Source organism: Variovorax paradoxus, assembly GCF_030811855.1.
Taxonomy (GTDB): domain Bacteria; phylum Pseudomonadota; class Gammaproteobacteria; order Burkholderiales; family Burkholderiaceae_C; genus Variovorax; species Variovorax paradoxus_L.
This window is the reverse complement of the sequence record NZ_JAUSRN010000014.1, coordinates 105,289-122,816: the sequence shown is the minus strand read 5'-3', so window position 1 is coordinate 122,816 and position 17,528 is coordinate 105,289. Positions and strand designations below refer to the sequence as shown.

At 66.2% G+C, this 17,528-nt stretch carries 16 protein-coding genes; 11 read left to right on the top strand and 5 right to left on the bottom strand.

Features of this window, described 5'->3' with window-relative positions:
* The first annotated feature begins 1 nt into the window (after position 1).
* The 3 genes from cysW (at position 2) to J2X92_RS23310 (ending at position 2,582) form a co-directional block, all read left to right on the top strand.
* Positions 2–895: a sulfate ABC transporter permease subunit CysW gene (gene cysW / locus J2X92_RS23320; RefSeq protein WP_307579190.1), complete on the top strand. Its 894-nt coding sequence runs from the start codon at positions 2–4 to the stop codon at positions 893–895.
* Between the two features lie 89 nt (positions 896–984).
* Positions 985–2,082 (top strand): sulfate/molybdate ABC transporter ATP-binding protein, encoded by a 1,098-nt coding sequence (locus J2X92_RS23315; protein ID WP_093019350.1) that lies wholly within the window; start codon positions 985–987, stop codon positions 2,080–2,082.
* A complete protein-coding gene (locus tag J2X92_RS23310; protein ID WP_307579187.1) occupies positions 2,079–2,582 on the top strand; it encodes a disulfide bond formation protein B in 504 nt (167 codons plus the stop codon). Before J2X92_RS23315 ends, J2X92_RS23310 begins: the two co-directional genes overlap by 4 nt.
* A gap of 42 nt (positions 2,583–2,624) precedes the next feature.
* Here J2X92_RS23310 and J2X92_RS23305 read toward each other — a convergent pair whose 3' ends face one another.
* The 4 genes from J2X92_RS23305 to J2X92_RS23290 all read right to left on the bottom strand — a co-directional run bounded on the left by J2X92_RS23305 (position 2,625) and on the right by J2X92_RS23290 (position 5,819).
* Positions 2,625–3,317 carry a mobilization protein gene (locus J2X92_RS23305; RefSeq protein ID WP_093019354.1) on the bottom strand — a complete coding sequence of 231 codons (693 nt, stop codon included), beginning with the start codon at positions 3,315–3,317 and terminating at the stop codon, positions 2,625–2,627.
* Positions 3,318–3,388: 71 nt separating this feature from the next.
* A complete protein-coding gene (locus tag J2X92_RS23300) occupies positions 3,389–4,687 on the bottom strand; it encodes a type II toxin-antitoxin system HipA family toxin (RefSeq protein ID WP_307579184.1) in 1,299 nt (432 codons plus the stop codon).
* Positions 4,684–4,998, bottom strand: coding sequence for a helix-turn-helix domain-containing protein (locus J2X92_RS23295; protein WP_307579182.1), 315 nt, complete (start codon positions 4,996–4,998; stop codon positions 4,684–4,686). The genes J2X92_RS23300 and J2X92_RS23295 overlap by 4 nt, the downstream gene beginning before the upstream one ends.
* Positions 4,999–5,057: 59 nt before the next feature.
* Positions 5,058–5,819 carry a hypothetical protein gene (locus tag J2X92_RS23290; RefSeq protein WP_307579180.1) on the bottom strand — a complete coding sequence of 254 codons (762 nt, stop codon included), beginning with the start codon at positions 5,817–5,819 and terminating at the stop codon, positions 5,058–5,060.
* Positions 5,820–5,932: 113 nt separating this feature from the next.
* Here J2X92_RS23290 and smc point away from each other — a divergent pair, with 113 nt between their 5' ends.
* From smc to def, 5 genes are all read left to right on the top strand, one after another.
* Positions 5,933–9,448 (top strand): chromosome segregation protein SMC, encoded by a 3,516-nt coding sequence (gene smc / locus J2X92_RS23285; RefSeq protein WP_307579178.1) that lies wholly within the window; start codon positions 5,933–5,935, stop codon positions 9,446–9,448.
* 14 nt (positions 9,449–9,462) lie between these two features.
* Positions 9,463–10,566, top strand: a complete 1,104-nt coding sequence (locus J2X92_RS23280; RefSeq protein ID WP_307579176.1) for a cell division protein ZipA C-terminal FtsZ-binding domain-containing protein — start codon at positions 9,463–9,465, stop codon at positions 10,564–10,566.
* 22 nt (positions 10,567–10,588) lie between these two features.
* Positions 10,589–12,673: an NAD-dependent DNA ligase LigA gene (gene ligA, locus J2X92_RS23275; protein WP_307579174.1), complete on the top strand. Its 2,085-nt coding sequence runs from the start codon at positions 10,589–10,591 to the stop codon at positions 12,671–12,673.
* A 115-nt stretch (positions 12,674–12,788) separates the two neighbouring features.
* The gene (locus tag J2X92_RS23270; RefSeq protein ID WP_307579172.1) at positions 12,789–13,235 is read left to right on the top strand and encodes a hypothetical protein; all 447 of its coding nucleotides are present in this window, start codon (positions 12,789–12,791) and stop codon (positions 13,233–13,235) included.
* Positions 13,236–13,286: 51 nt separating this feature from the next.
* Positions 13,287–13,826 carry a peptide deformylase gene (def, locus tag J2X92_RS23265; RefSeq protein WP_307579170.1) on the top strand — a complete coding sequence of 180 codons (540 nt, stop codon included), beginning with the start codon at positions 13,287–13,289 and terminating at the stop codon, positions 13,824–13,826.
* 34 nt (positions 13,827–13,860) lie between these two features.
* Here the strand turns inward: def and J2X92_RS23260 are convergent, their stop codons facing one another.
* Positions 13,861–14,256 carry a DoxX family protein gene (locus tag J2X92_RS23260; protein WP_307579168.1) on the bottom strand — a complete coding sequence of 132 codons (396 nt, stop codon included), beginning with the start codon at positions 14,254–14,256 and terminating at the stop codon, positions 13,861–13,863.
* Positions 14,257–14,430: 174 nt separating this feature from the next.
* Between J2X92_RS23260 and J2X92_RS23255 the strand changes: the two genes are divergently transcribed.
* Genes J2X92_RS23255 through J2X92_RS23245 form a run of 3 tightly spaced genes read left to right on the top strand, consistent with a single transcriptional unit; the run spans position 14,431 to position 17,515 of the window.
* Positions 14,431–15,465 carry an amino acid ABC transporter substrate-binding protein gene (locus J2X92_RS23255; protein WP_307579166.1) on the top strand — a complete coding sequence of 345 codons (1,035 nt, stop codon included), beginning with the start codon at positions 14,431–14,433 and terminating at the stop codon, positions 15,463–15,465.
* Positions 15,462–16,460, top strand: a complete 999-nt coding sequence (locus J2X92_RS23250) for an amino acid ABC transporter permease (RefSeq protein ID WP_307579164.1) — start codon at positions 15,462–15,464, stop codon at positions 16,458–16,460. Before J2X92_RS23255 ends, J2X92_RS23250 begins: the two co-directional genes overlap by 4 nt.
* Positions 16,457–17,515, top strand: a complete 1,059-nt coding sequence (locus tag J2X92_RS23245) for an amino acid ABC transporter permease (protein ID WP_307579162.1) — start codon at positions 16,457–16,459, stop codon at positions 17,513–17,515. Before J2X92_RS23250 ends, J2X92_RS23245 begins: the two co-directional genes overlap by 4 nt.
* Positions 17,516–17,528 lie beyond the last annotated feature (13 nt).

Below are 17,528 nucleotides of genomic sequence, written 5' to 3'. Positions count from 1 at the left end.
CATGAGTGCCCCTTCCAAAATCATCCGCCGCGCGCAGGCCGGCACCACCGAATCGGCGTGGGTTCGCTGGCTGCTGATCGGCGTTGCTCTCGTGTTCATGTTCCTGTTCCTGGTGCTGCCGCTTGCGGCCGTGGCAACCGAGGCCTTGCGCAAGGGCGTGGGCGCCTACCTTGAAGCATTGCAAGAGCCCGACGCCTGGAGCGCGATTCGCCTCACGCTGATCACGGCCGCCATCGCGGTGCCGCTGAACCTCGTGTTCGGCGTTGCCGCGGCCTGGGCCATTGCCAAGTTCGAGTTCCGCGGCAAGGCTTTCCTCACCACGCTGGTCGACCTCCCGTTCGCGGTGTCGCCGGTGGTGGCGGGCCTGATCTACGTGCTGGTGTTCGGCGCGCAGGGCTGGTTCGGTCCGTGGCTTGCCGCGCACGACATCAAGATCATTTTCGCCGTGCCAGGCATCGTGCTGGCGACCGTGTTCGTCACCTTCCCGTTCATCGCGCGCGAACTGGTTCCGCTGATGCAGGCGCAGGGCACCGACGAGGAGCAGGCCGCCATCGTGCTGGGCGCAACTGGCTGGCAGACCTTCTGGCGCGTGACGCTGCCCAACATCAAGTGGGGCCTCTTGTACGGCGTGATTCTTTGCAACGCGCGCGCCATGGGCGAGTTCGGCGCGGTGTCGGTGGTGTCGGGCCACATCCGCGGGCAGACCAACACCATGCCGCTGCACGTGGAAGTGCTCTACAACGAATACCAGTCGGTTGCGGCGTTTGCCGTGGCCTCGCTGCTCGCCATCCTGGCCCTGGTCACGCTGGTGATCAAGTCGGTCATCGAGTGGCGCCATGAGCGTGAAATGAAAGCCATCGCCGAGCTGCCGCCGGAACGTCCCACGCAAGCTTGAAAAGTCCCGCGGTGAGGGGAGAACCCTCACCCCGACCCTCTCCCCAAGGGGAGAGGGAGTAATCAGAAGAAGGCAGAGGAAGAGATTCCATGAGCATCGAAATCCGCAACATCAGCAAGCAGTTCGGCGATTTCCGGGCGTTGAACAACGTGAACCTCGACGTCGAGTCGGGCGAGCTCGTCGCGCTGCTCGGCCCCTCGGGCTGCGGCAAGACCACGCTGCTGCGCATCATCGCGGGGCTGGAAACGGCCGACACCGGCAGTATTCTTTTTGCGGGCGAAGACACCACCGACGTGCACGTGCGCGAACGCCAGGTCGGCTTCGTGTTCCAGCACTACGCGCTGTTCCGCCACATGACGGTGTTCGAAAACGTGGCCTTCGGGCTGCGCGTCAAGCCGCGCAAGGAGCGCCCGAGCGACGCGCAGATCAAGCAGAAGGTGACCGACCTGCTCAAGCTGGTACAGCTCGACTGGCTGGCCGACCGCTACCCGTCGCAGCTCTCCGGCGGCCAGCGGCAGCGCATTGCGCTGGCGCGTGCGCTGGCGGTGGAGCCCAAGGTGCTGCTGCTCGACGAGCCCTTTGGCGCGCTCGACGCCAAAGTGCGCAAGGAGCTGCGCCGCTGGCTGCGCCGGCTGCACGACGAACTGCACGTCACCTCGATATTCGTCACGCACGACCAGGAGGAAGCACTCGAAGTGGCCGATCGCGTGGTGGTCATCAACAAGGGCCGCATCGAGCAGGTCGGGTCCCCGCAAGAAGTGTGGGATCAGCCCGCAAGTCCGTTCGTCTACGGCTTTTTGGGCGACGTGAACCTGTTCCATGGCCGGGCCGACAACGGCGCGGTGCAACTGGACGGCATGCGCCTCGACTCGCCGGAGCACAGCGGTGCGCGCGACGCCAAGGCCATGGCCTATGTGCGCCCGCACGACCTCACCGTGGAGCGCTACACCGCCGGGGCGACCGGCATCGTGGCTACCTTGTCGCGGGCCATCGTGGTCGGCCCGATCGCGCGTCTGGAACTTGAGCCCACCGAAACGAATCCAGATAATCCGGGCTCCGGAACCATCATCGAGGCGCAACTCCCTGCGCAACAGTTCCGGGAACTGGGTTTGCAAGAGGGTGACACCGTCGTCGCCACGCCGCGCAAGGCCAGGGTGTTCGTCGAAGAAGATTGGGTTTCCCCTTGATCGATTGGTATTTCGGCGCGCCGCGCCGCGCCTACGGGCTGATCTGCCTGGCCTGCGTCCTGATGCTGGCCTTCGGGCTCTATCTGCAGCATGTGGTGGGCCTGGAGCCTTGCCCGATGTGCATCGTGCAGCGCTATGCACTGGTGCTGGTGGCACTCTTCACCGGCCTGGCCGGCGTGTTCCGCAGCCGTGGCCTGCAGGCCACTGGCGGTGGGCTGGCGCTGCTGGCTGCCATTGGCGGCGCCTACACGGCAGCCTCGCAAAGCTGGCTCCAGTGGAATCCGCCCGAGGTCGTCTCGTGCGGACGCGACCTGTACGGAATGATCGAGACCTTCCCGCTCAAGCGGGCGCTGCCGATGATCTTTCGCGGCGGCGGCGACTGCTCGAAGGTCGACTGGTCGCTGTTCGGCCTGACGCTGGCGAACTGGTCGTTCGTTGCCTTCGCCGTTCTTGCGACGATGCTGCTGGTGCTGCTTTTTCGCCGTCGCCCGGCGCGCTAAGCCGGCGAAGCTTTGGGGGCCGCTGCGCCCCCAACACGCCGGCTACAGAGGCAGGGTGTCAAAGGCCGCGTAAGCGGTCGCCAGCCAGGACTTCACGCGCTGGCGCTCCAGCAGGCCGAGCGCATGCGCCCCTTCGCGGTCGTTCACGGCCTTCCAGAAACTGGTGTTCTGTGCGTCGATCTTGCGCATGCTCGCCTCGTGCAGGCGCGGCAGTGTGATCACGCGGGCGCCGTTCGCCGTCGCTTTGGAGAGCGACTGCGACGCCAGCAGCATGCCGAAGTCGCTGCCGCGGCCGTAGTTCTGCACCACGATGTAGTTGGGCCGATTGCCGAAGGTGTCGATCAGCGCGCCGAGCAGGTCGGTGGAGTCCTTGCCGTCGTCCAACACATGCCAGAAATTGACGGCCACGCCGAGTTCGTCGAACACGTCGAACAGATCGGATTCCTTGATCCAGCGCGACAACGGTGCCAGCGTCTGGGCGGCAAGGTCGACGATCACGCTTTGCTGCGGATTGGTCTCGAAGCCGTTCACCACGGTGTCGAGTCCCTCGAAGCTGTCGACCACGATGGGCGACGCAAAGCCTTCGTAGAAGCGCGTGAACGAGCTGTGCGAACGGTCGGTGTCGAAGCCGATGAAAGGCTTGCTGTGATCGATGAAGTACTGCGCCAGCACGCGCGCGGTGACCGACTTGCCGACCCCGCCTTTTTCGCCGCCGATGAAATTGATGGAGCTCATGAGTTGCTGCTGCTTCGAAGGGGTTGAGGAGTGAAGGGCTGATTCATTCTAGGGGGCGCTTTTTCTCTCTTCTATTTGCCGCGCCTTGCCAAGCCTTGCAGCAAGGGATGTGCCTGCAAGCGCTGCTGCAGCCGTTTTTTCCATGCGGCAGGCAGCGTCGATGCCTCGATCATCGGCGGCCATTGGCTGCGCGCGAGACGCGCCGTGTCGGCAATGACGCGCCGGACCAGCGGCTCGTGCAGCCCCGCCGAGAAGCAGAAGGCGCGCACGTTGGCGGGCGTGAACAGGGCCGTGCGTTTGGTGGCGGCACCGGCGGGCGCTGCGGGCAGAAGAGGGAGCGCGTGGCCGTCGACACCCTGGAGCGCGGCATACGCCACGATGTCGTAGGCCGGCGCCAGCCGCGGCGCGATGCCATCTGGATAGAGCACGCCAAAGTTCTTCAAGTGTGCGTCGGGGTTGCCGAGCAGATCGTTCACCGCAAGGCGCCGCATTAGTTCGAGCACGGCACCTTCGCCCAGCGACGGGAAGGCCTGCATCGCAAGCGCCATGTCGAGATAGCTGGCGCTGTACTTGTGCATCGGGTCGACCGCGAGCACCTGCGCAAAATCCTCGAAATGAATGCGGCGCGCACCTTCCCGGTCGAAACGCGTGACGGCCAGAAAGTCGGGCTCGTCGGGCAATGCGTAGCTGTGTTCGGCCGCAATGGCCGAGAGCGGTGCCAGCTCGGCATGGCAGACTTCGACACTGGCCGCGCCCGCCAATTGAAGCGACAGCATTTCCAGCTGCGGCATGTGGGGGCGTCCGGCCACGGGCAGCTTGGCGATCACGCGCGTGCTCGCACCGGCCCGGGTGCGCACCACGTAGCGGCCGCCCTGGCGGCGCAGGCCAAGCTTGGGCTGCACGCCCGACACCGAGATACCTTGCGGCATGGGCAGTTCGACGACCGACATCTCGAGCGCGTCCTGGTCCTGCGTGATGAGCCGCTGCAGCGTCGGGCGGTCAACTGCAACGGGCTTTGCGCTCACCGCACCGGGCAGGTCGCCGCCGCAGGCCGCGAGGAGCTCGAAGTGATCGTTCTCGCGGCAGCCGCGCAATTGCGCGATATGGCTGCGCAGCACGCCTTCGGGCAGAAGGTTCTGGAAGAAGCGCGGCAGCTGGCCGCCTTGCGCGTTGAACAGCGGATTCTTCACGTCGGCCCAAAGCGCCGCCTGCGTGGCGGCATCGCTTGCAACCATCGACAGCGAAAGCACCTCTGCCGGAGGTGCGGCGACCAGGTCCGGCTCCGCCACGAACCGGCACAGGTCGGCATACTGAAAAAGCTTGCCAAAGCGCCGTGTGCCGAGCGATATCTCCAGGATCTTGACGTTCACGGCGAGCGGCGCTTGGTGACATACGGCGGGGAGGGCGCCTGAGCAACGGCATGGCCCACGCGGGTGACGACCGGGTGGTAATCAGCATCGGTGCTCGCACTCTGGCCAAAGCCCTTGGGCGCCAGCTGCAGCTCAAGTCCGAGGGCATCGACGAGCGCCAGCAGCGACGACAGCTGCGGGTTGCCCTTCAGGCTCAGCGCATTGCGTACCGAGCGCTCGGTGAGGCCGGAGCGCTGGGCAATTTCCGCATGGGTCACGCCCGCGGCATCGCGCCGCGCGGCGAGGGCTGTGATGAGTTCCTGCTTGGTCACGGAAAGATATTACCGCAAAGAACAATTTCGGAAATATATTTCCTGGATGGACTTTGGGTCTATCTGGGGACCAGCGTCAAGAACGGCATGACCACGCCCATGATCCAGTTCTGCCCGAAATCAAGGGCGGCGCGCCGGTATTTCTCATCAGCCTGGGCGGCCAGCAGGTCGAGCCGAGCCACCACCTTGGACAACTCGCGGTCGGCCACGAGGTTGCGGCCGCGCTCGCTGATCTCTGTGGCCAGCAGCAGGGGCTGGCCGTCGAGGCCGGTCTTGGACGAGATCAGCCACAGCGATATTTCGAAGTTGCGCGCCGCGCGGTAGCTGTTCTCGGCATTGACGCCGTCGAGCATGGTCTGGTCCCAGGTGTCCCCGTTGGCCTGCTTGAGCATGGTGGCCCAGCCGACGACCAGCGCCGCGACCCGGTCGCCTTGGTAACCCTGCGGCCCGGTGTCGAAAGCCATGCGGATGGCATCGATGCCGGTGGCGCCGCGCAGCTCAGGCAGGGCGGGGCCTGTAAGCACCGCGTCCCACGCGCGCTGCGTGGCGGCCTCGACGCTGGCCGCAGATTTGCGCCATTCGCGCGGGTTGCGCCGGTACAGCGTGGTCTGCACGCGCCGGATCGATTGCAGGTTGTCGCGCAAGGACAGGTTGGCAATTCGGTTGGCGCTGGATTGCAGCCATTCCTGATTGCCATAGGGCTCGGCGCGGTCGGTGGAACGCACCGCCGCGCAGCCGCCCAAGCCCAGCAGCGCGGCAGCGCCAGCCAGCAAGCAGCCGCGGCGCGCGGCGAAGGGTGATGAAACCAGAGAATCGCTCATGCCCTGACGTTATCATCCACGGCTGGGGCGGCGGCCTGCTTCGAGCGGCGGGCCCGTGCAATTTTCCTTACAAATCAATACCTTGGCGCTACGCCAAGGCAGGCCGACAAGTCGTGCGTCTTAATTCCATCAAGCTTTCGGGCTTCAAGTCGTTCGCCGAACCCACCAACTTCCTGCTGCCAGGCCAATTGGTCGGCGTCGTCGGGCCCAATGGTTGCGGCAAGTCGAACATCATGGATGCGGTGCGCTGGGTGCTGGGCGAGTCGCGCGCGTCGGAGCTGCGCGGCGAGTCGATGCAGGACGTGATCTTCAACGGCACGACCACGCGCAAGCAGGCCAGCCGTTCGAGCGTGGAGCTGGTGTTCGACAACGCTGACCATCGCGCCGGCGGCCAATGGAACCAGTTCGGCGAAATTGCGGTGCGGCGCGTGCTCACGCGCGACGGCACCAGCAGCTACTACATCAACAACCAGCCGGTGCGCCGCCGCGACGTGCAGGATGTGTTCCTGGGCACCGGCCTCGGCCCGCGCGCCTACGCCATCATCGGGCAGGGCACGATCAGCCGGATCATCGAATCCAAGCCCGAGGAACTGCGCCTGTTCCTCGAAGAAGCGGCGGGCGTCTCCAAGTACAAAGAGCGCCGGCGTGAAACCGAGAACCGCCTGGGCGACACGCGCGAGAACCTCACGCGCGTCGAAGACATTCTTCGTGAACTGAACGCCAATCTCGAAAAGCTCGAGAAGCAGGCGGAGGTGGCCGCGCGCTACAACACGCTGCAGGGCGAAGCCACCAAGAAACAGCATCAGCTGTGGTTCCTGAAACGCAGCGAAAGCGATGCCGACCAGGCCAAGATCAAGGCCGAGTCCGAAAAGGCAATCAACGACCTCGAGTCGCGCACCGCCGACCTGCGCCGCATCGAGGCCGAGCTCGAAACCGTGCGCCAGGCCCACTACGCGGCCGGCGACCAGGTCAACCAGGCGCAGGGCAAGCTCTACGAGGCCAGCGCCGAAGTCGGACGCCTCGAAGGCGAAATCCGCTTCGTGGTCGAAGGCCGCCAGCGCGTGGAGCAACGGCTCGTCCAACTGCGCGAGCAGATGGGCCAGTGGGGCCGTCGCCGCGAAGAGGCTGAGGCAGAAATCGAAACCCTGGCCGGCCAAGGCGTTGACGCCGAGGAGCAGGCCGTGCTGCTGGCCGCGCAGCTCGAAGAGCACGACGCGCGCATGCCCGAGCTCGAGGAAGCCGTGCAGCGGGCCCAGAACGAAGCCAACACGCAACGCGCCGCCGTCGGCCAGGTCCAGCAGCAGATCCAGGTGCTGGCCGCCGATCAGCGCAACATCGAAGACCAGAGCCGGCAGCTCACGCAGCGCAGCGAACGCCTGCGTGCCGACCAGAATGCGCTGGCCGCGCCCGACGAAGCCCGCTTGCAGGCGATGCAGGAAGAGCATGCCGCCGCGCAAGAAGCTGCGAGCGAAGCCGACGCCCGCCTGCATGAACTGCAGGAATCGGTGCCGCAGCTCGACGACGACCGCCGTACGAAGCAGCAGGCCGTCAACACCGAAAGCGCTCGCCATGCCGAGCTTTCGGCACGGCTCGAAGCGCTGCGCGCCCTGCAGGAAAAGGTCAAGACCGATGGCAAGCTGGCCCCATGGCTGGCCAAACACGGGCTCGAAGGCATGCAGGGCCTCTGGAGCCGCATTCACATCGAACAAGGCTGGGAGAACGCCCTTGAAGCGGCGCTGCGCGAGCGCCTGGGCGCGCTCGAAGTCAGCCGGCTCGATATGGTGCGTGCCTTCGGTAACGACGCGCCGCCTGCCAAGCTGGCCTTCTACAGCCCGCCGGCTGCCGGCGTATCGGAAGACGGCGGCACGCTGCCTCGCCTGTCGAGCCTGCTGCGGCTGAACGACGCGGGCTTGCAGGCCCTGATGACGGACTGGCTCCATGGCTGCTACACGGCGCAGAACTTCGAAGAGGCGCTTGCGCAGCGCGCCACGCTGAAGCCGGGCGAAGTCATTTACGTGCAGAGCGGCCACGCCGTGTTCTCGCACAGCGTGAACTTCTACGCTCCCGATTCCGAACAGGCCGGCCTGCTGGCGCGCCAGCAGGAAATGGAAAATCTGGAGCGCCAATTGCGCGCGCAGACCCTCATCAGCGAAGAAGCGCGCACCGCTTTGATCCGCGCAGAAGCCGCCTATGCCGAAGCCGCGCAGCGCCTTGTCGCTGCGCGCCGTGAAGCGGCAGAAACGCAGTCCCGCGCGCACGAGCTGCAGGTGGAAACGCTGCGCATGACGCAGCTGGCCGAACAGACCCGCGCGCGCAGCGAGCAACTGGCCACAGACCTTGCCGAAGTCGACGCGCAGTTGGAAGAGCTGCAGGAAAAGCGCATGGCCGCCGAAGGCCGCTTCGAAGAGCTTGACATGCAGCTTGCCGACAGCCAGGAGCGCCATGCGGAACTCGACGAACGCGTGATCGAAGCCGGCCGCGCACTGACCGCGAGCCGCGAGCAGCACCGCAGCCTCGAACGGCAGGCGCAGGAAGCCACCTTCTCGCAGCGCACGCTCGAAGCGCGCCGCGGCGAACTGAACCGCGCGATCGAGACCGCATCGCAGCAGGTGGTCGCCCTCACCGACGAAGACGAGCGTGCTCGGGCCGAACTCGGCCGCCTGTCGGATGCGGCGGCCCAGGCCGGCCTGCAGGATGCGTTGGCCCTGAAGCTCGAGCGCGAAGCCGCTCTGGGTGCCGCGCGCAGCCAGTACGACGACCTCACGATGAAGCTGCGCGCCAGCGACGAACGCCGGCTGCAGCTCGAGCGCGAACTCGATCCGCTACGACAGCGCATCACCGAATTCCAGCTCAAGGAACAGGCTGCGCGGCTGGGCGTCGAGCAGTACCAGCAGCTGCTCGACGATGCCGGTGCCGACCTCGAAGCGGTTGCGCTGTCGATCGAAACCGACAAGGTGCGCCTCGCGGGCCTGCAGGGCGAAATCGACCGCTTGAACCGCGAAGTGGTCGCACTCGGTGCGGTGAACCTGGCGGCGCTCGACGAGCTTGCCGTGGCGAGCGAGCGCAAGACTTTTCTCGATGCGCAGTCGGCCGACCTGAACGAAGCCATTGGCACGCTCGAAGACGCCATCCGCAAGATCGACGGCGAAACGCGCGAACTGCTCGGCGGCACCTTCAAGATCGTCAACGAGCACTTCAGCCGCATGTTCCCTGAGCTTTTCGGAGGCGGCAATGCGCGGCTGGTGATGACAGGCGATGAAATCCTGGATGCCGGCGTGCAGGTGCTGGCGCAGCCGCCGGGCAAGAAGAACCAGACCATTCACTTGCTTTCGGGCGGGGAAAAAGCACTCACGGCCATCGCGCTGGTGTTCGCGATTTTCCAACTCAACCCGGCGCCTTTCTGCCTGCTCGACGAAGTGGACGCGCCGCTGGATGACGCGAACACCGAACGCTATGCCAAACTCGTGACCGCCATGAGCCGCGAAACTCAGTTCCTCTTCATCAGTCACAACAAGATTGCCATGGAAATGGCCGAACAGCTGATCGGCGTCACCATGCAGGAGCAGGGCGTCTCGCGCATCGTCGCGGTCGACATGGAAGCGGCCGCATCGATGGTCGAAGCTGCTTAAGCCGAGCAGCACGCATGAGCAATCTCACTCTCGCCCTGGCCATCCTCGGCGGTCTCGTTCTCGCGGCCGTCGTTGCCTTCAACACAGTGACCTCGCGCCGCAACGCGCCGCGGCAGCCCGATGCGATGGACCTCGACCTGTCGCCCGACGCCGAGCGGACTTCTTCATCGGCCGGCGGCGTGGAGCCGATGCTGCACGTCGATCCGCATCAGGTGCCGGGCCATGAGCGCCACGAACCGCTGTTCGATCCCGATCTGCCCGCGCCTGGCGCCACTCCGGTTCCAACCGCCGAGCGGCGTGGCGGGCTCGATCCGCTCATCGACGTGATCGCACCGGTGTCGCTGGACGGGCTTGCCTCGGGCGACGCGGCGATTGCGGCCATGCCCTCCACGCGCCGCGCGGGCAGCAAGCCCGTGGCCATCGAAGGCCTGAACGAGCACACCGGCCAGTGGGAGCCGCCCGTGCCCGGCCAGCGCTACAGCGCGTTCCAGGTCGGCGTGCAACTGGCCAACCGCACCGGCGCGCTCAACGAGATCGAGTATTCCGAATTCGTGGTCAAGGCGCAGGCCTTTGCGGACGCCGTCAACGGCGCGCTGGAGTTTCCCGAGATGCTCGACGAAGTGGCGCGCGCCCGCGAACTCGACCAGTTCGCCAGCGCGCACGATGCGCAGCTGGGCTTTGTGCTGCGCGCACTCCATGCGGCCTGGAGCCCCGGCTACGTGCAGCAGAACGCGGCCCGGCTGGGTTTCGTAGCGGGCATCATCCCCGGCCGCATGGTGCTGCCCACCAGCGAAGCCGGGCTGCCGCCGATCCTCGGACTTTCATTCGACACCCAAGCTGCGCTGGCCGACGATCCCGCGCAATCGGCCATCCGCGAACTCAGCCTGAGCCTGGACGTGCCGCAGGTCGATCGCACCGAGGAGCCGTTCCGCCGCATGCGCGAGGCCGCCGCCACGCTGGCGCGCGAGATGGACGGCGTGGTGACTGACAGTGACGGGCAACTGCTGCGCGAGGAGACCATGGATGCCATCGGCGCCGACCTCGAGCAGCTTTACGACACACTCGAGTCGCGCGACCTGGCCGCCGGCTCGCCGTTGGCGCGCCGCCTCTTCAGCTGATCCGATCGTTCGGGAGACATCCATGACCACGCGCGACGAAGCGGCACGCGAAGCCGCCGCACTGAGCGAACAGCTTCACAAGCACGCCCACCTCTATTACGTGCTCGACGCGCCCGAGCTGCCCGACGCGGAGTACGACAGGCTGTTCCAGCGACTGCAGGCCCTCGAGGCGGAATTTCCCGATTTGCGCACGCCCGACTCGCCGACGCAGCGCGTGGGCGGCAAGGTGCTCGACGGCTTCACCAAGGTGCGCCACAGGGTGCCGATGCTGTCGATTCGCACCGAGACCGACATCACGCCCGGTGGCGCCAGTGCCTTCGACGCCCGCGTGCGCAAGGAGCTCGGCCTGGCCGAAGACGGTCCCCAGGTCGAGTACGTCTGCGAGCTCAAGTTCGACGGTCTGGCCATGAACCTGCGCTACGAAAACGGCGTGCTGGTGCAGGCCGCCACGCGCGGTGACGGCGAAATCGGCGAAGAGGTCACGCAGAACATCCGCACCGTGCGCGAGATTCCGCTGCGGCTGAAAGGCAAGGCGCCACCCGTGGTCGAAGTACGCGGCGAGATCTACATGAAGCGCGCTGACTTTGAGGCCCTCAACGAACGCCAGCGCGAAAAGATCGCGGCCGGGCAGAAGAACGAGAAGGTGTTCGTGAACCCGCGCAATGCGGCGGCCGGCGCGGTGCGCCAGCTCGATCCCGCAATTGCCGCGGCGCGTCCGCTGAGCTTTTTTGCTTATGGCCTTGGCGAAGTCACGCCCGCCACCGAAGGCGGGCCGGAGTTTTCGACCCAGTTCGACTGGCTGCAGCAGTTTGATGCATGGGGCTTCCCGGTGGCGAAGCAGACTGCGCGTGCCAGGGGCGCGATTGAACTGATCGCGTTCCACGAAAACATCGGGCGCCAGCGCGATGCCTTGCCTTATGACATCGACGGCGTGGTCTACAAGGTCGACAGCATCGAGCTGCAGCGCCGGCTGGGCTTCGTCTCGCGCGAGCCGCGCTGGGCCGTGGCGCACAAGTACCCGGCGCAGGAGCAGATCACCGACGTGCTCGGCATTGAAGTGCAGGTGGGCCGCACCGGCAAGCTCACGCCCGTGGCCAAGCTCGCGCCGGTGTTCGTCGGCGGGGTGACCGTGACGAATGCCACGCTGCACAACGAGGACGAGGCACGCCGCAAGGACGTGCGCGTGGGCGACAAGGTCATCGTGCGCCGCGCCGGCGACGTGATTCCTGAAGTGGTCGGCGTGGTGCCCGAGAGCCTGGCGAGGCCCGGCACCGAACGCGGGCCGCTCTTCACCATGCCGCACCAGTGCCCGGTGTGCGGGTCGGAAGCGCTGCGCGAAGAAGGCGAGGTCGACTATCGCTGCACCGGCGGCCTGTTCTGCGCGGCACAGCGCAAGGAAGCCATCCTGCACTTTGCCGCGCGCCGCGCGGTCGACATCGACGGGCTCGGCGACAAGCTGGTCGAGCAACTGGTCGATGCCAACCTGATCCGCACCTTGCCCGATCTTTACAGGCTCGGCTTCACGACATTGGCGGGCCTGGACCGCATGGCCGAGAAGTCGGCCCGGAACATCGTCGATGCGCTCGAGGCCTCCAAGAAAACCACGCTGCCGCGCTTCCTGTTCGGCCTTGGCATCCGGCATGTGGGCGAGAGCACCGCGAAGGACCTGGCCAAGCACTTCGGCAAGCTCGACGCGATCATGGACGCGAACGAAGAGCAGCTGCTCGAGGTCAACGACGTCGGTCCGGTGGTTGCGCAAAGCCTCCGCACCTTCTTCGACCAGCCGCACAACCGCGAAGTGGTCGAGCAGCTGCGGGCCTGCGGACTGACATGGGAAGAGGGCGAGCCCGCCGCGCGCGCGCCCAAGCCACTGGCGGGCTTGACCTTCGTGATCACCGGCACCCTTCCTACGCTCAGCAGGGACGAGGCAAAGGATAAATTGGAAGCCGCCGGTGCCAAGGTGGCAGGCTCGGTCAGCAAGAAGACAAGCTACCTGGTGGCCGGGGAGGAGGCAGGCAGCAAGCTCGACAAGGCTCGAGAGATTGGCGTCAATGTGATCGACGAGGCGGGGATGCTGGACATACTCGCCAATGGCGTCCCGGGTTGAAAAGAGGGGCGCCGGCGCGGTGTTCTTACCGCTCGTTACGTGACTTCACACCGGCGCAGTCAACAGGGTCTACAAGCTGGCGTTGATAAAACAGAAGGCTGACAAGGAGTCCCTTATGCAAAAGATTCGTGTTCTTGGTACCTGCGTTGCCATCGGCGGCATTGCGCTGCTCGGTGGCTGCGTAGGCGTTCCTGCCGACCCCTACTACAGCGGGGGCTACTCGCAGCCGTATTACGACAATCCGGTGGTCGTTCAGCCGGCGCCCGTCTACATCGAAGGCGGCGGCTACTACGAAAGCCGCCGTCCTTACTACGGCGGGCGGCCATACTACGACGGCGGGCGGCCTTACTACGGCAGGCCGGGCTATCCTGTCGCGCGGCCAGTGCCTGTGCCGGTGCCCGTGCCGTCGCGTCCGGGTTGGGGCGGCGGTGGCCGCCAATCCGGTGGTGCGGCCGTGGCGCCGTCGGGCGGTTCGCCGTTGCCGCAGTACCGGTCGCAGCCGCCGCGCGGCGATCAGAAGCTGTATACGTCGCCCGACTCCAAGGGTCAAACCCCTCCCTGATTCTCGAAAGGTGGGCCGGTGAGCGGCCCTGGCGGTCGCGATAATCCCGCCATGGCCATCCGTGAAATCCTCAAAATGGGCGACCCCCGGCTGCTGCGCATTGCGCAGCCGGTGTCCGCCTTCGACACTGACGAACTGCACCTCCTGGTGCGCGACATGTTCGAGACCATGCAGGAGGTCAACGGGGCCGGCTTGGCGGCGCCGCAAATCGGCGTCGACCAGCAACTCGTGATCTTCGGCACAGACGTTGTCAATCCCCGCTACCCTGATGCGCCGCCGGTGCCCCGCACCGTGCTTCTGAACCCCGTCATCACACCGATCGGCGAAGAGGAAGAAGAGGGCTGGGAAGGTTGCCTGTCGGTGCCTGGCCTGCGCGGCGTGGTGCCGCGCTTTGCGAACATCCGCTACACCGGCTTCGACCCCTATGGCGATCCGATCGACCGAGTCGCCAGCGGTTTTCACGCGCGGGTGGTCCAGCATGAAGTCGATCACCTGTTGGGCAAGCTCTACCCAATGCGGGTGCGCGATTTTTCGCGCTTCGGCTACACCGAGGTCCTGTTTCCAGGCCTCGACGCAGCCGAGGACGACTGAAAGAAAAAAGCCGGCTCGCGGCCGGCTCATGCGCTCAGTTGTACCTGCCGCCCAAGGCGAACCGGCCGCCGCCGAACAGGCTGATGGCCAACGCGGCAAACAGGAACATGCCCTGCAGTTCCAGCGCCCAGCCACCTTGGCTATTGAGCGTGCCGATGTCCTTCTGGTGCACCAGCCAGATTGCCACCACCATGTTGATCGCAACGATCAGCGCCGCCGGCCGAGTGAACAGGCCCACGATGAGCAACACCGGCGCAATGATTTCTCCGACGTAGATCAGGTAGGCCAAGGCCGCCGGCAGCCCGTGGGACGCCAGCATGCCGCCAATGCCGTCGACGCCCTTGCCGACCTTCGCAATGCCATGCAACAGGATGAGGATGCCGAGTGCAACGCGCAGAACGAGCTTGCCGGTGTCGTCGGATTTGGTCATGAACGGTTTCCTGATGAGAGAGTGATTGAAGGGCCGTATGTTAGTGAATGCAGCGGGCGAAAAAAGCCCGCCGCAAGCCGCTTGGTGGCATATGCATCCAACCGTCCGTTCTTTGGCAGACTCGCACGCAGCCCCGTACACTGCCTTTTGCCTACTGTTGAGGAGAACACACCAATGAAGAGCCGATTCCGTCCCGCGCTTGCCGCGGCCGCATCCGTCGTGGCGCTTGCCGCGACCGCTCCCGCCTTTGCCGGCAAGACCCTCGATGCCGTCAAGCAGCGCGGCACCGTCAAGTGCGGCGTGACCAATGGCGTGGCCGGTTTTTCCGCGCCCGACACGCAGGGCAACTGGTCGGGGCTGGACGTCGATACCTGCCGTGCGATTGCGGCGGCCGTGCTGGGCGACCCCAAGAAGGTCGACTTCGTGCCGCTCAATTCGCAGCAGCGCTTCTCGGCCCTGCAGGCCGGTGAAATCGACATCCTCGCGCGCAACACCACCTGGACGCTCACGCGCGACGCATCGCTGGGCTTCAACTTCACCACCATCACCTACTACGACGGCCAGGGCTTCCTGGTGCCGAAGAAGCTCAAGGTGACGAGCGCCAAGCAGCTCAAGAACGCCACCATCTGCACGCAGTCGGGTACCACCAACGAGAAGAACGTTTCCGACTACTTCCGGGCCCAGAACATCCCGGTCAAGACCGTCGTGTTCGAAAGCTTCGAAGCCTCGTTCAAGGCCTTCTTCTCGGGCCGTTGCCAGGCTTTCACCACCGACGCCTCGGCGCTGGCGGGCCTGCGCAACAAGGAAGCGCCGAACCCCGACGACTACGTCATCCTGCCCGAGCTGATCTCGAAGGAGCCGCTCGCGCCGCTGGTGCGCCGCGGCGACGACGAATGGTTTGCCATTGCCAAGTGGGTGCCCAACGCGCTCATCGAGGCCGAAGAGTTCGGCGTCACGCAGGCCAATGCCGACGAGCTCAAGGCCAACAGCAAGGACCCAGGGCAGCAGCGCCTGGTCGGCACCGGTGAAGACCTGGGCAAGCTGCTGGGCCTCGACAAGGACTGGTCGTTCCGCGCCATCAAGGCCGTGGGCAACTACGGCGAGATGTTCGAACGCAACGTCGGGCCGAAGTCGGTGCTCAAGCTGCCGCGCGGCTCCAACAACCTCTGGAACAAGGGCGGCCTGATCTACGCACCCCCGGTTCGATGAGCGGCGAGGCCTCGCGCCGCGGCGCCTGGCTGGCCTGGGTCGTCCAGGCGCTGCTGGTGCTGGCCGTCGTGGCCGGCGCCTTCTGGGTGGTGCACCATGCGCTCGAAGTGCTGCGCGCGCGCGGCGTGCGGTCGGGCTTCGACTTTCTGACCGAGCCCGCGGGCTTCTCCATCAGCGAAGGCTGGCTCGACTTCGATGCCAGCCAGCCGTTCTGGCGGGCCTTCGTGGCGGGCCTGATCAACACGGTGCGCGCCTCGGTGCCCGCCGCCATTTTTTCGGTCGTGCTCGGCACCCTGATCGGCATTGGCCGACTCGCGCCGCATGTGCTGCTGCGCGGCATCTGCACCGCGTACGTCGAACTGCTGCGCAACGTGCCGCTGCTGGTGCAGTTGCTGATGCTGGCTTTTGCCATGGCCAACCTGCTGCCCGACCCGACCGAGCCCGTGCGCCTGCTCCCCGGTGTGTGGCTCAGCAAGAGCGGGCTTAGTGTGCCCTGGCCGGCGTCGAGCGAGGGCGGCTGGTGGCCCACGCATTTCGAGTGGCCCGAGAAGGGCGACTTCGGCGTGAGTGGCGGTGCGGCACTGAGCCCCGAGTACGTGACCATCGTTGCGGGCCTGTCTTTCTACTCCGCCGCTTTCGTGGCCGAGATCGTGCGCGCCGGCATCCTCTCCGTATCCCAAGGGCAGGTGCTGGCCGGGCAGGCGTTGGGCCTGACGCCGGTGCAGCAGCTTCGCATCGTGATCCTGCCGCAGGCGCTGCGGGTGATCGTGCCTTCGCTCACCAACCAGCTGCTCAGCCTCACCAAGAATTCGTCGCTCGCGGTGGCCGTGGGCTATCCGGAACTGGTGTCGGTGGCCAACACCACCATCGGCTCGAACGGCCGCGCCTTCGAGTGCATCGCGATCATCATGGCGGTCTACCTGCTGCTGTCGCTCGTCATCTCCTTCGGCATGAATCGCTACAACGCGCGCGTTGCGCTGCGAGGCTGGCGATGAGAAATGTCGCGCAAGGGCCCATCGCCTGGCGCAGCGAGCTCTGGGGTTCGCCGCTGCGCGCATTGGCCACCGTGGTGTTGATCGCGCTGCTCGCGTGGGGCGGCTTCCATGTCGTCGAATGGGGCGTGGTGCACGCGGTGTTCCGGCCCGATGCCGAAGCCTGCCGCGCAGTGCAGCACGGCGCTTGCTGGGGCGTGGTGGCCGAGAAATGGCGGCCGATGCTGTTCGGCCGCTTCCCCTATGAAGAGCAATGGCGCCCGGCCATCGCGGTGGTCGTGCTGTCGTGCGTCACGGTGCTCAGCGCCTGGCCGCGCAGCTGGCGCTGGTGGCTGCTGCCGCTCTGGGTGGTGGCGCTGCTGTTCTTCGTGCTGCTGATGCGCGGCGGCGTGCTCGGCCTCAACGCCGTGCCGACGAGCCGCTGGGGCGGACTGCCGCTCACCATCGGGCTTGCGGTGGTGGGCCTGGCGCTGGCTTTTCCGCTGGCACTGCTGCTGGCACTCGGGCGCCGCTCGGGCTGGCCGGTGGTGCGCACGCTGAGCGCGAGCTACATCGAGCTGGTGCGCGGTGTGCCGCTGATTTCTGTGCTGTTCATGGCCTCTTTCCTGCTGCCGCTGCTGTGGCCCGCTGGCTGGCAGCCCGACGTGCTGGTGCGCGTGCTCGCGGGCCTGGCGCTGTTCGTGGCGGCCTACCTGGCCGAGATCATCCGCGGCGGGCTGCAGGCCGTGCCGCGCGGGCAGACCGAGGTGGCGATGGCCCTGGGCTTCGGACGCTGGCCCGTTCAGCGAGACATCGTGTTGCCGCAGGCGTTGCGGCTCGTGGTGCCCGCGCTGACCAACAACGTGGTCGGCACGCTGAAAGACACTTCGCTGGTCACGGTGGTCGGCCTTTTCGAGCTCACCGGCGCGCTGGGCCTCGCGCTCGGCGGCGATCCGACCTGGCGGCCGTTCTATCTGGAGGGCTACCTCTTCATTGCGGCTGTGTACTGGGTGCTGTGCTTCGGGCTGTCGCGCTACAGCGTGTGGCTCGAGAGGCGGCTGGGAGAGGGCACCCGCTGAGCCGGTGCCTCGC

Excerpts from the sequence above, each read along its gene's own strand:
- J2X92_RS23305 (WP_093019354.1), bottom strand. The coding sequence starts at position 3,317 with ATGAGCTCCATCAATTTCATCGGCGGCGAAAAAGGCGGGGTCGGCAAG.
- J2X92_RS23315 (WP_093019350.1), top strand. The coding sequence starts at position 985 with ATGAGCATCGAAATCCGCAACATCAGCAAGCAGTTCGGCGATTTCCGG.
- J2X92_RS23250 (WP_307579164.1), top strand. The coding sequence starts at position 15,462 with ATGAGCGGCGAGGCCTCGCGCCGCGGCGCCTGGCTGGCCTGGGTCGTC.
- ligA (WP_307579174.1), top strand. The coding sequence starts at position 10,589 with ATGACCACGCGCGACGAAGCGGCACGCGAAGCCGCCGCACTGAGCGAA.
- J2X92_RS23280 (WP_307579176.1), top strand. The coding sequence starts at position 9,463 with ATGAGCAATCTCACTCTCGCCCTGGCCATCCTCGGCGGTCTCGTTCTC.
- J2X92_RS23290 (WP_307579180.1), bottom strand. The coding sequence starts at position 5,819 with ATGAGCGATTCTCTGGTTTCATCACCCTTCGCCGCGCGCCGCGGCTGC.
- J2X92_RS23270 (WP_307579172.1), top strand. The coding sequence starts at position 12,789 with ATGCAAAAGATTCGTGTTCTTGGTACCTGCGTTGCCATCGGCGGCATT.
- J2X92_RS23260 (WP_307579168.1), bottom strand. The coding sequence starts at position 14,256 with ATGACCAAATCCGACGACACCGGCAAGCTCGTTCTGCGCGTTGCACTC.
- J2X92_RS23255 (WP_307579166.1), top strand. The coding sequence starts at position 14,431 with ATGAAGAGCCGATTCCGTCCCGCGCTTGCCGCGGCCGCATCCGTCGTG.
- cysW (WP_307579190.1), top strand. The coding sequence starts at position 2 with ATGAGTGCCCCTTCCAAAATCATCCGCCGCGCGCAGGCCGGCACCACC.
- def (WP_307579170.1), top strand. The coding sequence starts at position 13,287 with ATGGCCATCCGTGAAATCCTCAAAATGGGCGACCCCCGGCTGCTGCGC.
- J2X92_RS23245 (WP_307579162.1), top strand. The coding sequence starts at position 16,457 with ATGAGAAATGTCGCGCAAGGGCCCATCGCCTGGCGCAGCGAGCTCTGG.